This is a genomic window from Fibrobacter sp. UWH5 (genome assembly GCF_900142505.1).
Lineage (GTDB): Bacteria > Fibrobacterota > Fibrobacteria > Fibrobacterales > Fibrobacteraceae > Fibrobacter.
This window is the reverse complement of record NZ_FRBB01000002.1, coordinates 133,633-149,785: the sequence shown is the minus strand read 5'-3', so window position 1 is coordinate 149,785 and position 16,153 is coordinate 133,633. Positions and strand designations below refer to the sequence as shown.

The window sequence follows — 16,153 nt, the reverse complement described above, 5'->3', positions numbered from 1 at the left end:
TATATCTATATTGTAAAGTGATTGTTACTATACGGAGGTCCGTTATGGATTTTAAAAAGTTCTTTGGAAGGTCCTTGGTGGGTTTTACCGCCTTGACCACCGCTTTTGCATTGGTTGCATGCGGTGATTCAAATAAGACTTCTAATGGGGATGATGAAGACGAGGAAACCGAATATTCATCTTCTTCTAGCAAGACCAAGGGCTCTAGTGGTTCTAAGGATGTTGATTTGTCCGAAAAACTGGACAATGATGTGAATCAGGGAGATTTGCTTGAATCTTCTGCCCTTAAAAAACCGACAAGCCTTTCTGTATCTCGACTGGCTCCTAGCGTTTTCCGTCTGGATTGGGCTAGTCCCGAACCTCTTGGCGGTATCGAGGCCTATGTTTTGCAGCGTCTTGCTCCGACTGAAACGGAATGGAAGGACGTGGGAACCCTCAAGGATCCGACCGCAACTCACTTTATTATTGATGGTAAGAACAATGCGGACTTCTATTACCGCTTGGCTGCCATGAAGGGCGAAGAACGTTCCGCTTACTCCGACAAGATCATGATTCCTAGCAGCGCTAAATATGTCTCTGATCTTGAATTCCCCACAGTTCCGTCTCTGGTTGCCAATATTGAACGTGACAGCGTTCTTGAAATTGTGGTTACCGGTAACTATCCGTCTCAGGCTATCCTGAATTCCATTTACAATTTGGAAAAGGGTGAAAAGACGGGCGAAGTGTATTACGAAGCTCGATTTGTCTACGGCTCCAGCTATGATGTGGATACGACGGACTTCTCCCTGGATAAGGGGGCTGTTTCCAAGAAGTTTAAGTCTATCGAAGACGAATGTAACTCCTTTGCTCAGGTCCGTGTCGTATGGAGAGATAAGAACGGTGCTGTAGATTTCAGCGACTGGACTTCCCCCATCGGTACGAAGACCGGTACGACCACTGGTCTTGTTGGCAATCTTTCGGAACTTTGCGCTGAAGTCGTGGTTACCGAAAGCGGTTTCCCGGCTCCTGCAAACCTGGCTGTTAACGAAGTTGCTGGCTCCAAGGTTCTGAGTTGGACTTATGCTCCCAACGAGGAACATCCGGCTTCCAGGTTCTTTGTGGAATATCAGGATCTGGCCCAGAAGAAGTGGGTGGTGATTGATTCTGTGGATGCTAGCATTACCCGCTATCTGCTGGAATCCATTTCCGCAGAAATCAGCTATTATCGTGTTGTGGCTGTAGATAAGAAGGGTGAAAAGTCTAATTACTCCGAAGATATCGTGGTCACGTCTACTTCTGAAAGTGTGGCTTTGGGTGTTCCCTCCATTACTGGTGTGGAAGACTATTCTAAGGATAAGCTGACTCTGTCTTGGTCTTATGCAGATAATGCAACTCGTCCGGTTACTGGTTTTGAAATCCAGGAACTTGATGTTTCCAAGAATGAATGGAAGAAACTCGGTACGGTTGAAGCTTCTGTAAATAAGTTCCTGCTTTCTGTGTCTAACAACGTCCGCTATGTTCGCGTGGTTGCCTATGACGCCAATGGTCGTGTTCCTTCTGCAGACTTGACGATTCCTGCCAATGCCACCAGCATTTACTTGCTTCCGGCTCCGACCATCAAGGGCGTAACCGAAATGACCGACGGCAAGCTGGCCTTGACATGGGATTACAGCGCCTCCAACGATCGTCCTGTAGAAGCTTTCGTGGTTCAGCGTCTGAATGGCCAGGGCAGCAAATTGTCTTCTGACATGGTTGACAAGAAGTCCCGTATTTTCCAGATTCCTTCCTTAGATTCTGTGCGCTACTATCGCGTTGGCGCTTATGACAGCAAGGATACTTCCTATTCTGAAATTTATCTGATTCCCGCTACAGAAAAGCCTGTTCTGGCAGCTCCCGCAAATGTTGCCGGTGTTCAGGTGGCCGCAGAAGATTCTGCTCGAATTTCCTGGAACTACACCGACAATGCTAAGCGCCCTGCAAGGAATTTCAAGGTGCAGGTGATGAATGGTGTCACTTGGAAGGATGTCGGCTCCTGCGGTTCTTCTGTGACCACGATGAAGGTGGCTCTTGCTAAGACTGGTTCCTACTATCGCGTGGGGGCCTATGATGCCGGTGCTGATAAGGATACGGTATTCTCTGCATCCATCTTCGTTGCTTACGATGCAAGTGAAGTGACCTTGAATGCTCCTACTGGCTTTAGCGCTAAGGATAATGGCAAGAATACTCTTGAACTGAAGTGGTCTTACACTCAGGGCACTCTCGAAGCAAAGTCCTTTGCCATCGACACCAGTGCTGATGGTGTAAGCTGGTCTCTCTATAAGTCTGGCATTGCTGCAAATGTTACTTCCTTGATTGTGGATGCTCCTAGAGATCCGAAGTACTATGCCGTGGTTGCTATTAACGGTAATGATTCCGCAATGTCTGAAGCCGCCTATGTTCCGGGCTACGTTATCGATCTTTCCTTGCCGGCACCTTCTGGCTTGAAGGCTGAACGTATCGCTCCCAGTGTATGGCTGCTGTCCTGGACCTACGAAAGGGAAGTTGACCGTCGTGAAAAGGGATTCATTGTTGAATCTTCTGTAAACGGCAAGGGTGAATGGACGGAAGAAAGCGAAACTGTTGATGCCGGTGTGCTGTACTATTATGCAAATAATGCCACTTCCGGTAAGGACAACAATGTGGAACATTACTTCCATGTGGCCGCTTATGATGATGCCGATACGACTGCATTTACCAGTGCTGTTCAGCTGACTGTGGCTACTGCATATCGTGAAGATATGAAGTTTACCACTCCCACTGTAGCTCTGCAGTCTCCGGGTAAGAAGTTGCCCACCGGTACAACACATGTGGAAGAAGTTAAGGATGAAGAAACTGGTGCCGTTACAGTGATTGATGTTCCTGACTCGGCTTGCCTCATTACCAAGGCTCAGGTCTATGTTTCCAACAGCTTCGCCAACAGAAATATCGTGAATTCTGAATTTACCGCTACCACGATGTACGAAGTTCGCTGGTATACAGCAAAGAAAAATATCCCTACTTTGCTGGATACTATGCCTGAAAATCGTCTGGCCATTGATTATGCTGATGCAATTGGGGCGTTGGATCCTGAAGCTGATCCGGAAAACTTCTCTCTGAACGACCTCTATGTTCAGGTGCGTATGATTTGGACTGACAAGAATGGCGTTTCTGACTACAGTGAATGGTCTAATCCGTTGCTGTTGTCTAAGTGCAGCGCCCAATAGTTGTTGGTTTGAATTAAAAAGGGCTTTCCGCAATTTCGCGGGGAGCCCTTTTTCGTTCTTTATTATTTTTGTGGAATCCTAGGAAGGAATGTATTATGCGTCAAGGTTTTACACTTATTGAGTTGATGATCGTGGTAGTGGCTGGTTGAATGGCGGAAAGAATGGCTGGGAAAAAGATCCTGCAAAGAGTGATTGCCTTTCCTTGCGTAGAGTCTAAATAACTGTCATTAGGGCTCTGCGAATCTTTTAAAAGTATGCGTTTCAAAAGTTCAGTTTCCTTGGAAACTGGACTTTTTTCATAAAATCTTATAAAAATGTATATGTTGCCCCACATCCCGAATTTTTATATACATTGCGAGTATGCAACCCCAGGCTTTAAGACTTTCTGAGATTACCATTTCTAATCTGCGTTCTATCCAGAAGCAGAGGTTTCCTCTTAGTGGTTTCACGGCTCTGATTGGCTATAATAATGCGGGTAAGACCAACATCCTGATGGGGATTCGTTGGCTGTTGGCCCATTTTTCTTTGGATATTTCTTACTTTGACGACCCGAATATTCCTGTAGAGGTGGAGGGTGTCTTTGATGGTATTTCTGAACAGGTGCTGGCCCGCCTTGGTGAAGATCTTTCTGCGGAAATCAAGCCGTTCCTGGTGAATGCTGGCCCCAATATGGGACAGTTGCGGGTAAAAAAGGTGCAGCGGGTTCCTGGTGGCAATTCAGAATCCATGGAATTTTTCGCATTTGTGCCTTCTAACAAGCGGAATGGAGCCTATAAGCGGGAATGGACCCGAGTAAGTGATAGTTTTATGGCGGCCTTTAGCCGTATGTTCCCGGAATCCATCGCCATTTGGGATTTTGAAGGCAACCAGGCCTTCGTGAAGTTGCTCCACGAAATTTTTAGACCGCTGGAACGTCGATTCGGTGGCGAAATCAACATGCTGCTGAACAAGTTTAACGACTTGCTTTCTCCCGATAGCGAGAATCGGGCCGAAGAAATCGGCGCTTTCGATCGCGATGTCAATGAAAAGCTCCGTCCGTTGTTCCCCAGCGTGAAGGTGGAACTGGATATTCCTGTGCCGACCATGGAAACCTTCCTGAAGAGGGCTAGCCTGAAGGTCATGGATGAGGATGACGGTTTCGAGCGAGATATAAGCCGCATGGGGGCGGGGTCCCAGCGCGCTATCCAGATGGCCCTGATCCGCTATCTGGCTGATATCAAGAAGCATCATAACAACCATTATCTGAGTCGTACCTTACTGCTGATTGACTCTCCGGAATTGTATCTGCACCCTCAGGCGGTGGAACTTGTCCGCGTGGCCCTCAAGAATCTTTCTAACGAGGGGTACCAGGTGGTTTTTGCCACCCACAGCGCCCAGATGGTGACCAGCGAAGATGTAAGCACGTCCCTTTTGATTCGCAAGAACAAGGAACGTGGCACCTTTATGCGTAAGCGCATGGAAGATGCGGTACACCAGGTGGTTCAGGATGCGCCCAGCCAGCTGCAGATGTTGTTCAGTCTTTCTAATAGTAATGAACTTTTGTTCGCTGACTATGTACTGCTAACCGAAGGTAAGACAGAACTGAGGGTTCTGCCCGCCTTGTTTGAACGTATTACGGGGCAGAGCTTTGCCTTAATCAAGTGCGCCCTGGTTCGTCAGGGTGGAGTTAGCAATACCCGCAAGAGTATGCAGGTCCTCGGGGCCATGGATATGCCTGTTCGCGCTATTGTGGACTTGGATTACGCCTTTACTACGGCTACCCATGATGGCTTCCTGGATTACAACGATCCTGATATCAAGTATTGTCAGAACTTGTTCCGAGAGCTGGCCTTCCAGCACCATTTACGCTTGGTGAATGGTTTGCCGGTGAGCAAGCATAGCAATACCACGGCGGCTCAGGCTTACGCCATGATGGCGGCCATGCCCGAGGCCGAAATGGCAATCCGCAGCATTCATGCCAAGCTTCGCAGTCAGGGAATCTGGGTGTGGACCCGCGGTGCCATCGAAGAACATTTAGGACTTGAAGCCAAGAGCGAAACCGCCTGGAGCAAGTTCATTGAACGGAGTAAATCACAGAATTTTGTAAAAACCTTGCCAGATTATGCCAGTATCGAGGAACTTTGCCGCTGGATTATCGCGGGAAGTCATGGACAATACTAATAGATTGGTATATTTATATCGGATGATGAGTGTGGGTTTTGCAAGATCGTATTTTGCGACGTTTGGTGTCGCGCTGGCTGGATTCCTGGCCGGAGTGGTGGGGTGTTCTAACGATACCTCTGTGGCGGGAAACAGCGCTGAAACGGGTTCGCCGGAGTTGGCTTCTATCGAGGGCCGACTTTACCTGGGCGAGGGCGTGGCTTCTATGGCCCGCGTCAGTATCGTTCCTAAAGATTTCAATGTGTTTGACGATTCAGTCGGTATCTTTGGCGAAACCGACGAAAGAGGCTCCTATCGTTTGACCGGAGTTGCTGCTGGTACTTATTCCCTTGAAGCGGTTGCGGTGTCTGGCGAACGTTTGCTGGTCCAGGATGTTGTGGTCTCGGATCATGATTCCGTGGTCATTCAGGACGATACCCTTAAGGTTCCGGGCTATGCGATGCTGAAGTCGGAAATGGCTGATGGGGCCGAGGGCGTGATAACCGCAGTGGGAACCACGATTTATCGAGAAGTTTCTGTTTCTGGTGGAATGATCCTTGTGGACTCCCTGCCGGCGGGTGAACTTGATTTGAGATTGTCGCTGGGCGGGAACGTGGAACTGTATAAGAACCTTAAGGTTACTCCCCAGGATACAGCAAAGGTGGGCTTTGATGCGGAGCCGGTTGCTACGGTGGATACCGTGGTGATGCGTTTTGTGGCCCCGTTGGCGGCCCCTAAGGGGAGTGTGGATTCCCTGATGGGCTTTGTCAGCGATATTCCGCTGGCCTTACGCCTGACTCCTGAAAACTGCAACTTTGATACTCTTGCGGGAATGGATGGCCGCTGGGAAGTTCGCCGTATTAATGCAGGTGGGGCGGCCAGTAAGAAACTGCCCATTACCTCGGGCTATTTCGATTCCCTGGCCCAGGAGGCGGTATTCTGGGTGAACGTGGATTCCCTGAATCTGGAAGATTCCCTGGAACTGGTCTTTAATAATGCCCTGACTTCCGGCTTTGCGCTGGATGTGTTCCCCACCAATAGGGCCTATAACATGGTATGGCATTTTGATGATGGTATCGCTCCCATAACGGACTGGGCAGAAAAGCAGAACTTCCCCGGTACTGCCTTTGAGGTTTCTTTGGTGGACGGGGTTGTGGGTAGCGGTGTCAAGATGTCAGCGACAAGCGCCCTGGTAGCGGATCATTCTGCAGAGGCGGATTCCTCTTTGCATGGGGACCTGGTGTTCAGTACCGAAGATGTCTTCAGTTTCTCTCTCTGGATTCGATTGGATAATCTGGGCGAAGAACAGCTGATTTTTGAAAAGGCTGGCGAATATGAACTGCGTTACGTTCCGGATTCGGGATTCGTGGTGAATTTTTACCACTTGGCCTCTGGGGTGGTTTCGGATGATGTTGCGGATACCGCCAGCTATAAATTGAGCTGGACGTCGGGTTCCGAAGGGCTGAAGGCGGCTTCGTGGGTCTATGTGGCTTTTAGCAAGCTTTCTATGGATGGGTTGGGCAATGGAAACAGCTGCCTGTTTGTGAATTCTTCAAAGGTCGAAAAGCCGGTCTTGTCTGATTGGGATGGCGTTCGTGGCGAGGCTGCTGATTTTAGGATTGGCGGTTTTGCCGGTGCCATAGACGAAGTTTTCGTTGGCGGGAGTTATCGTGAGAATTCCTGGACTTACATGACTTACCTGAATCAGAAACCTTCTGATTACTGGCCGGTTTTAGTGGCGAAATTCTAATTTTCTTTAAAAATTTGCGTTTTAGGGCGGAACTTTTCCGCCCTTTTTGCGTACACAAATAAATTAACGATTCTTTTGTGGTGTAAATAGGGTGAAAAATGGTCTTTTGGGTGGGCTCCCCAGCTCCAAGTTTTGTATTTTTGGACGGAAAAATTTGAAAATTCTATTTAGGTAGGTTCATTCTGCGTACCCGTTTGCTGTTTTTAGTGATGTTTGTTGTGGGTCTGGCTCAGGCCCAGCTGTTGGACATGTCCGAAATGTCCGAGAGCTATATGGTGGAAAATAAGATCCACAAGGTGAAGGTGGAAGGTACCGTCCATATGGACGAACGTTCCGTGCTGAGTCGAATTGGTATTCGTGATGGCCAGAGTTATTCTCCTACGGGTCTTACCGAAAAGGTGCAGTCCTCGGTGACTTCTCTGTACGAGTCTGGTCTTTTTGACGATGTGACTGCCTGGATTGACTATGTGGGTGATGGTTCCGATGTGGACTTGATTTTCAAGATTAAGGAACTTCCTGCCTTGGATACCGCTGTTCTGGACGGCTGTGATGAAGTTTCCGAAGAAGATCTGCGCCTGAAGATCCGTCTGATTCCGGGCCAGGTTTATAGCAAGAGCCAGCTGGAACGTGACCGCCAGGCTATTTTGGAATACTACCGTTCCGAAGGTTATTTGCTGGCCGAAGTGGGCTATCGTGAAACTCCTGTAGATGAGAACAAGAATTTGGTGACCTTCATTGTCCGTGAAGGCGGCAAGGTGAAGGTTCGTGATTTCGATATCCAGGGTAACGACAATGTGCCCCGCGAAGATATTCTGGAACATATGCTGACCAAGCAGGACCAGTGGTGGGGCGGCGGCGAATTCAAGGAAAACGTGTTCGAAGCCGACCGCGATACGGTGTTGAACGCCATCCGCCATTTCGGTTTCCTGGATGCTGAACTGACTGAATATAGCGCTGAATATCTGCCGGACTCCTCCTGCCTGTTCTATCTGGGACGTATGGTTCCCCTGGGAGACAAGCTGGAACCGCTGTACAATCAGCTGAATCTGGCTCTCGGTGATACCGCCACCGCTTTCTACAAGATGGCTGGCAAGCCCACTATGCAGGTAACTCACCTGTTCCGCAATCATCGTGCCGTGGGCGAGATGCCCTGGGTGACTAGACCGATGCCCAAGGTCAAGTCTGAAGAAGACGCCTGGAAGTACCTGAACGACATTATCCGCTACGAAGATGCCCGCAAGGAATGGCTTGATATTGTAAAGGGCCGTAAGTGGAACAACCCGAAGATTGACTCCCTGTTGAAGATCAAGAAGATGAGTGCTTACGAGCAGAAGCTTGTGGTGCGCTATATGATCGAAGACATGTTCTCTGCCTTGAACAAGTATGATAACATCAAGACTTCCAGCTCGATCCTCATTCACATTCATATGATCGAAGGTCGTCGCTACTACATGGGTGGCCTCCACTTCTCCGGTAACGAAGTGCTGAACGACAATATGCTGAAGTATGCTTATCGTCTTGATAGTGGCGAAGTCTTTGACCAGTACAAGTATGACGCTTCCCGCAAGGCTCTGCTTGATGCCTACCGTGAAGACGGCTACCTGTTTGCAACTTACGAAGAAGAACGTACTTTCACTAACGATTCCATTGTGAACCTGTCTTACAAGATGACCGAAGGTCTGCCTGCCCAGATCCACAAGGTTCACATCCATGGCAATACCAAGACTAACGAAAAGGTGATTCGTCGTGAAGTTCGCCTGTATCCGGGCGATACTTACCGCCAGTCCCTGCTAGAACGTTCCTTCCGTGAAATCATGCAGCTGAACTACTTCGACATGGTTCTGCCCGACATTAAGGTGGTGGGCGACCAGGAAGTGGATCTTGACTTTACCGTTCAGGAAAAGGAAGCGGGTACCGGTCAGTTCAGCCTGGGTGTTTCCTATAGCGAAAGCGATGGTCTTGTGGGTACTGCCAGCGTGTCTATTCCCAACTGCTGTATGGGTGATGGTCAGGCCGCTAGCTTCAGCGTTGAATATGGTGCCGACAAGAAGAGTGCTTCTATCAGCTTCCAGGAACCTTGGTTCCTTGATAAGCCCATTACCCTGGGTGCCAGCTTGAGCTACTCCTGGTGGAATATGGAAGATTATGACGACCCGGACATTACCCGTTATGGCGGAAGCGTCTATGTGGGTAAGCGTCTGAAGTGGCCCGATGACTACTTCTATGGTCAGATTGGTTATAGCTGGCTCATGAACAAGCAGGGCCGAAATATCGATGACAGCTATGTGGTTTACTCCGGTGTTGAATCTGCAATCAACTTCCGCCTGCTCCGCGACGACAAGAACCTGCCGCAGTTCCCCACAGACGGCTCTCGCTATGTGCTGGATGTGCAGTGGGCTGATGGCGCTATCTTCAGTGACTTCGACTTCGTGAAGACGGAGTTGACCATTAAGTGGTGGTTCCCGTTGTTCCGCGATCGCTTGAGCATTGCTCTCACGAACCAGTATGGTGTGATTTTCGGTGACCAGTTGCAGTATCGCACTCTGTACTCCATGGGTGGCGTGATGGGCTACGAAGGATGCATGCGCGGTTATAGTTCCGGTTCTCTTGGCTACCGCCGTCTGGGCCGCAGCTACCAGTATGTCGGTGCGGAACTTCAGTTGGGCCTTGTGCCTCAGACCTTCTACCTGTTGCCCTTCTTCTTTGATGCCGGTAACGTATTCGGTGAGCGTTATAATCCCAAGACCAAGGTTGAAAAGCCCAGCCACAACCCGCTTAGCGAATGGGATCCCACTAGCTTGAAGAAGGATATCGGCTTTGGTTTCCGCGTTGTTGTGCCTATGCTTGGTATTATCGGCTTCGACTTCGCATGGCCTCTGGATGTGGGTGAAACCTACAGCGGTTTCCAGCGTAGTGCTGTTGGCGACATGGAATTCAACTTCGTGATTGGCCAGGGCTTCTAAGGAGGAATTATGGTTAAGAAACTTCTGATCGTTTTGATGATTGCCTTGTTCGGTGCGACCTCCGGTTTCGCCGAAGATGGTCTGCGTATTGCTCATGTGGATTCCAAGCTGATTTTTGACGGTTATAAGGGCACGAAGAAGGCTCAGGAAGAATATGACCGCCAGGTGGCAAAATGGGAACAGCAGGGTAACCTGCTCCAGAAGGAACTTTCTGCCATTAAGGAAAAACTGGACAAGCAGGTTCTGATGCTTTCTGATGAAAAGAAGCGCGAACTGGAAGCGGAATACGCCAAGAAGGATACGGAACTGAAGAACTTCATGGACCGCGTCTATGGCCGTAAGGGAGAACTGATTTCTGAAAACGAAAAAATCAGCGGCCCCATTATTCAGCTGATCCGTAAGGCCGTCACTGAAATTGCCTTGCAGGAAGGTTACGACATGGTGGTGGATCGTGCTACCGGCGCCGTGCTTTTCTGGAAGAAGGAAAACGACCTGACCAATAAGGTACTGGACTATTTGAACAATAGATAATTGATCATCACAAGTCGGGCTGAACTTGTTTTGGCGCCGATTAAAAGTTATCTTAATGCCGCGGGGTTGCCTGCGGTATTTTTATTTGGAGCGAATATGAAACGTAGAGTTTGGATGTTGATTGCAATGCTTTTCACGGCAATGAATTTTGTTGCCTGCGGAGACGATAGCAGTTCACCTAGTGAATCTTCTGGAACGGATCAGGAAAATCCTGTGCCGGGCAATGACACTCTGGTGTTGCCGGATACGGTAATGACGCTGGATTCCCTGGCAAATGAATACAAGTGTCGTGTATCGTACAAGTGCGCCCATGTTTATCTTGTAGAAATGGATCATGTGATGGAATGCGATGGGGAAGATTGGGTTTATCTCAGCGACTATCAGCCTTCTGTTTGTGAAGATTCTGCAGAGCCGTCTTCGAGTTCCGATGCTTTGGCAGAAAGCTCCAGTGATGTCATTGATGAAAGCCCGTCTTCTTCTAGCGAGAGCTCGGAGTCTATTTTTGAACCTGCGACAGATTGCTATGAAGGTGGTGCGCAGATTACCATCAGCAATATTGAAAACCTGAATATGCAGTGTGCTAGTTCTACGGAAGGCTGGACGGTCTATGATAAAGACCATTGGACGCTTTACACATGTACTGCCGGCAACTGGGTTGAAGAAGAAGCGATTCCCTGCGTAATGGACTAGATGAATTTTTTATATTTAAGTAGTAAATAAAAACGCTCATACCTCAAAGGGAGCGTAGCGACCGACCTCACACCTCAAAGCGAAGCGAGCTCATTATGGCCGAAAATAAAGCAGAAAAGTTTGTATTCTACATGTACAAGATGTGCAAGTCTTACCCCAACAAGGAAGTCTTGAAGGACATCTCCCTTAGCTTCTACTATGGCGCTAAGATTGGTATTATCGGTCAGAATGGTGCCGGTAAGTCTACGCTTCTGCGTATTATGGCTGGTATCGATAAGGAATTCCAGGGCGAAGCTTGGATTGAACCGGGTCGTACCGCTGGCTACCTGCCTCAGGAACCTCAGCTGGATCCGAACCTGACCGTCAAGGAAAACGTGATGCAGGCTGTGGCCAAGAAACAGGCTATTCTTGACCGCTTCAACGAAATCTCCATGAAGTTTGCAGAACCCATGGAAGATGATGAAATGAACAAGCTCCTGGACGAACAGGCCAAGCTTCAGGACATCATTGACGCTCAGGATTTGTGGAGCCTGGACCGCAATATTGAAATTGCTATGGACGCCCTCCGTTGCCCGCCGGGTGACTGGCCGGTGACCAACCTTTCCGGTGGTGAAAAGCGCCGCGTGGCTCTGTGCCGCCTGCTCTTGGAAGAACCGGACCTGTTGCTCTTGGATGAACCTACCAACCACTTGGATGCAGAAACTGTTGCATGGTTGGAACGTCACCTACGTGAATACAAGGGATCCGTCATTCTCGTGACCCATGACCGTTACTTCCTGGATAACGTGACCAACTGGATTCTTGAAATCGACCGCGGTCGCGGCATTCCTTGGGAAGGCAATTACGCCCAGTGGCTGGACCAGAAGCTGGAACGTATGCGCGGTGAAGAAAAGGGCGAATCTGACCGTCAGAAGCGCCTGGCTCGCGAACAGGAATGGGTCAAGCAGAGTCCCAAGGCTCGCCAGGCCAAGAACAAGGCTCGTCTTAAGGCTTACGAAGAACTCCTGGCTGAAGATTCCAGAGAGAAGATCAACGTGGCTCAGATTCACATTGCCAACGGCAACCGTCTGGGTGACATCGTTATTCAGGCCGAACATTTGCAGAAGGCCTTTGGCGAAAAGGTGCTTTTCGACGATATGAACTTCAGCCTGCCCCGCTCCGGTATTGTGGGCATTATCGGCCCCAACGGTGCTGGTAAGACCACGCTCTTCAAGATGATCACCGGAACCGAAAAGCCGGATGCTGGTACCTTGAAGATTGGCGAGACCGTGCAGATCATCAGTATGGAACAGGGCCGCGATTCCCTGGACGATTCCAAGACTGTGTGGGAAACCATTACTGGCGGCAATGACGAAATTATGGTGGGCGACCGCAAGATGAATGGCCGTGCCTACTGTGGTTTGTTCAATTTCACTGGCGCTGCCCAGCAGAAGAAGCTTTCCACCCTTTCCGGTGGTGAACGTAACCGCGTGCTTATGGCCAAGAACCTGCAGCAGCCGGGTAACCTGTTGTTCCTTGACGAACCGACCAACGACTTGGATATCGAAACCCTCCAGGCTCTGGAACAGGCAATCCTCAAGTTCGCAGGCTGCGCCGTGATCATCTCCCATGACCGCTGGTTCCTGGACCGTATCGCTACCCACATTCTCGCTTACGAAGGTGATTCCAATGTGGTCTGGTTCGAAGGTAACTGGAGCGAATACGAAGCCGATCGCCGCAAGCGTCTTGGCGAAGATGCGGAAAACCCCAAGCCTATCAAGTACAAGACTCTGACACGAAACTAGTTTCCTTTGGAAACTTGTTTCGTGAATTACGATTTACGAGTTATGAATTATGAGAAAGTTGCGGAATGTTGTATTTCGTACTTTGTAATTCATAATTCGTAATTAAATTGCGTAGCAATTTGCATGATTCTTCACGTTCTAAAGCATGAACTGCGGTTGGTTTTCCGGGAGCCCCGCTTCTGGATTCCTTTTGTGATTCCTCCGGTGCTGTTGGCGGCGTCCCAGGGGATTGCCGTTTCTCGCTATGGCGGACAGATTATGCAGGGCATGGACGGCTACATGATGCTGTTGCTTGGTTGCCTCATGGCGCCTATGGGTGCGCCTCTTGCTGCCGATAGCTTTGCTGGCGAACGTGAAAGAAATTCCCTGGAACTGTTGCAACTTTCTCCAGTGAAGCCTGCACACCTGTTCTGGGGTAAGTTTTTGGCGGTGCTGCCGTTCCCGTTGATGTTTTCGTTGATTTGTCAGCTAGTGTATTGGGGCGCGCACTCTGATGTTGTGAACGGTGAGGTGGCGGTTGCTGCGATTCTTGGTTCTATGTCAGCTTGTCTTTTAGTGAATGCCTTTTCCTTGTTGCTTTCTCTTAAGGCGAAAACTGTTCGCGCAGCCACTCAGGGGACGCTGTTCTTTATTATTCCGCTTTTGCTTTTGGTGCAGCTCGGTTATCAGACTTTCTTGCGGGATATGATGATGCCTGTGGTGGCGCTTGGTTTCTCGTTAGCGGTTTGTGTTGCCGCTACTGTTGTGGGAATGCGGAAGTTCATTAGTTTGTAAAAGGTAGAAAAAGTTGCGAATGAAATTTTGGATCGTATTCGTTTTGCTCATGATTGTGTCTATGGCCTATGCCGAAGATAGCGAAAAGAAGGATGGGACCGACGAAAATGGCACCGTGATGCTTGTCCAGAGAAAAGTCAAGAACGGTGGGGCAACCTATAGGGTGTCTACAGAGGATGGTACGATTCTCGCCGATAGCGCTAGGGTGAAACCGGGGACGGTTCTTTATGTGGATGTAGACGTTAAGCGAGATGATGAAGGTGTATTTATGCTTGACGCCGCCTATCTTGCCGTGAATGCCTATCACACGCCGAAGTACTACATAAACGGTCGCATGACTGAAATTGAGAAGGGTAAGCGTTATAAATTTACCATGAGTGAATGGAATGCTGATGTAAGTTTAAGCATTTTCCCGCTTTATACCATTAAGGTCTATGTAGAGGGCAACGGCTCTGTAACGATTAAGAATACCGTACGAGATACCTATAAAGGTGAAAACTATTATGTTTCTGCCAATGTCGTTTTCTTGGTGGATGCGGATGAAGGCTACTACCTGTCGTCTGTAAATATGAGAAACTGGAATAAGAAACCTTATTCTACATCAATTAATCAGGCTAACGAAATTACCGAATTTAGTTATGATGGACAGGGGCATGCCTATGAAGTGGATGCCGTGTTTAAGAAAATCGACACCTCCCTTAGCGAAGATCTTGGCGAACATTGCAAAACCAGTGGTCTTCCGGCTACGGCAGAATCTGCAGACCGTGTGAAGTTTACCGTTCATTGCGATGAAGGATATTTCTTGAGCAAGGTTTATCAGGAATGTGGAGACAAAAACGATAAATCCTGCTATAAGGATATTTCTGCAGATAAGAATGGCATTTATTCGATGACGAAGGGCAACTCCGCATCTGTCGTAAAGGGTAAACTTCAATATAAAGTAACATTTGAAGATGAGGGGGAATCCTATGTGGATTATTATACTTCCAACGAAGGGTTCTATGACTCGGGAATTAATTATACCATAAAGGCTAAACACCTTTCTTCGGAAGTTATCAAGTCTATCAGTTATAGTTATTATGACGGCGCTGACTCTGTTAAGGGTGAGTTGAAACTTCTTTCCTGTTCTGCCAATAAGGATTGCACTAGCGGTACTTTCAAGATGCCGGCGGCACCTGTTGTATTTAAGGTGACTCGTGGTCTGGTCAATTATGGTGTTGGCAATGAACTTGATGGAATTTGCGTGGCCAAGGGATTGCCTGATTCTGCCAATGCTGGCGATAAGGTTAAGTTTAATGTCGTGTGCGAAGCCGGTTATGCTTTAGCGGAATTGCCTGTGGTCGGTGAAGAGGGGTCTTCTGATCTTTCGTCCGTTGATTCTGCTGGCGGTGAGTATAGCTTTACCATGCCTGCTTCTAATGTGGTTTTGTCTGGGGGACAGTTAAAGTATGCGGTGATTCTGGAGGATACTAGTTCCTCTTTCGTGGTGTACCCAGATGCTGATATGGACGGGGATTCCGTTTATGCGGATTATGCTTTGCCTGGAGACGCCGTTCGAATTTATGTAGGAGAGGAAGTGGGCTCCGATATAGGTGAAGTTATGTTCAGCTATAAAAATGGAGATGAAAATCAGGAGATGAAACTCAAACTATTGAGTTGTGATGATGATGGCTGCTGGTCTGAAATTTTCTTGATGCCGTCGGTTCCTGTTTCTGTTAGCGTTGAACGTAAGAAACGTGAATATGCCGTGGCTAAAAACAACGATGAACACTGCTCTGTGGAAGGTCTGTCTGCAAAGCTTTTCTATGGAGGTGCCGCGGAATTTACGGTAACCTGTGATGAAGGTTTCGAGGCTGCCGTGTCTTTGGTGTGTGAAGATGGAAAGACTTGTCCGGTTCTTTCTGAAAAGGATGGGGTGTACAGCTTTGTACAGTCTTTAGAGACGGTGCTCATTTCTGTTGAGTCTTCTGAAATTCCTGCAAAGGATCCTGTGAAGGACCCGGCGGACGATCCCGAGGATGATGATTCTGGGAATGGTGATTCCGAAACGACGGTTGTGAAAAGTCATTTGCAAAATGCATTGCGGATTTCCGTTGTTGATCGATCTGTTATGATTGGCGGTTTGAAGCCCGGTTCTTCTGTTGCCGTTTTCGATATGCAGGGTAGGGTTATCAGAAATGTTACCGCCGACAGAAATGTGATGCTGCTGGATCTGCCCCGATCTGGTCGCTATTTGCTGAAGTCAGGGACTGCACATAAGGTGATTAATGTGCGCTAAGTAGCCTATATGGCTCTTTAGAA

General features: G+C 48.6%; 10 protein-coding genes. All 10 read left to right on the top strand.

The genetic code is table 11. The annotated features are described in order from the left end of the window. Window positions 1–44 precede the first annotated feature (44 nt). The 10 genes from BUB38_RS03470 to BUB38_RS03425 all read left to right on the top strand — a co-directional run bounded on the left by BUB38_RS03470 (window position 45) and on the right by BUB38_RS03425 (window position 16,130). Window positions 45–3,221 carry a fibronectin type III domain-containing protein gene (locus BUB38_RS03470; RefSeq protein WP_073157087.1) on the top strand — a complete coding sequence of 1,059 codons (3,177 nt, stop codon included), beginning with the start codon at window positions 45–47 and terminating at the stop codon, window positions 3,219–3,221. 95 nt (window positions 3,222–3,316) lie between these two features. Next, window positions 3,317–3,370: a prepilin-type N-terminal cleavage/methylation domain-containing protein gene (locus BUB38_RS16945; RefSeq protein WP_073157404.1), complete on the top strand. Its 54-nt coding sequence runs from the start codon at window positions 3,317–3,319 to the stop codon at window positions 3,368–3,370. Window positions 3,371–3,581: 211 nt separating this feature from the next. After that, window positions 3,582–5,381 (top strand): ATP-dependent nuclease, encoded by a 1,800-nt coding sequence (locus BUB38_RS03460; RefSeq protein WP_073157084.1) that lies wholly within the window; start codon window positions 3,582–3,584, stop codon window positions 5,379–5,381. A gap of 31 nt (window positions 5,382–5,412) precedes the next feature. Beyond that, window positions 5,413–7,110, top strand: coding sequence for a LamG domain-containing protein (locus BUB38_RS03455; RefSeq protein ID WP_254794869.1), 1,698 nt, complete (start codon window positions 5,413–5,415; stop codon window positions 7,108–7,110). A gap of 209 nt (window positions 7,111–7,319) precedes the next feature. Next, window positions 7,320–10,073, top strand: a complete 2,754-nt coding sequence (locus BUB38_RS03450) for a BamA/OMP85 family outer membrane protein (RefSeq protein ID WP_249269292.1) — start codon at window positions 7,320–7,322, stop codon at window positions 10,071–10,073. A gap of 9 nt (window positions 10,074–10,082) precedes the next feature. Then, window positions 10,083–10,604 (top strand): OmpH/Skp family outer membrane protein, encoded by a 522-nt coding sequence (locus BUB38_RS03445; protein ID WP_073157078.1) that lies wholly within the window; start codon window positions 10,083–10,085, stop codon window positions 10,602–10,604. A gap of 96 nt (window positions 10,605–10,700) precedes the next feature. Further along, entirely contained in the window at window positions 10,701–11,294 is a 594-nt protein-coding gene (locus BUB38_RS03440) for a hypothetical protein (protein ID WP_139258198.1), read from the top strand. Between the two features lie 95 nt (window positions 11,295–11,389). Beyond that, window positions 11,390–13,078, top strand: coding sequence for an energy-dependent translational throttle protein EttA (ettA, locus tag BUB38_RS03435; RefSeq protein WP_073157073.1), 1,689 nt, complete (start codon window positions 11,390–11,392; stop codon window positions 13,076–13,078). A gap of 123 nt (window positions 13,079–13,201) precedes the next feature. Next, window positions 13,202–13,852 carry an ABC transporter permease gene (locus tag BUB38_RS03430; protein ID WP_256382239.1) on the top strand — a complete coding sequence of 217 codons (651 nt, stop codon included), beginning with the start codon at window positions 13,202–13,204 and terminating at the stop codon, window positions 13,850–13,852. A 19-nt stretch (window positions 13,853–13,871) separates the two neighbouring features. Continuing rightward, window positions 13,872–16,130, top strand: a complete 2,259-nt coding sequence (locus BUB38_RS03425) for a hypothetical protein (RefSeq protein ID WP_073157070.1) — start codon at window positions 13,872–13,874, stop codon at window positions 16,128–16,130. Window positions 16,131–16,153 lie beyond the last annotated feature (23 nt).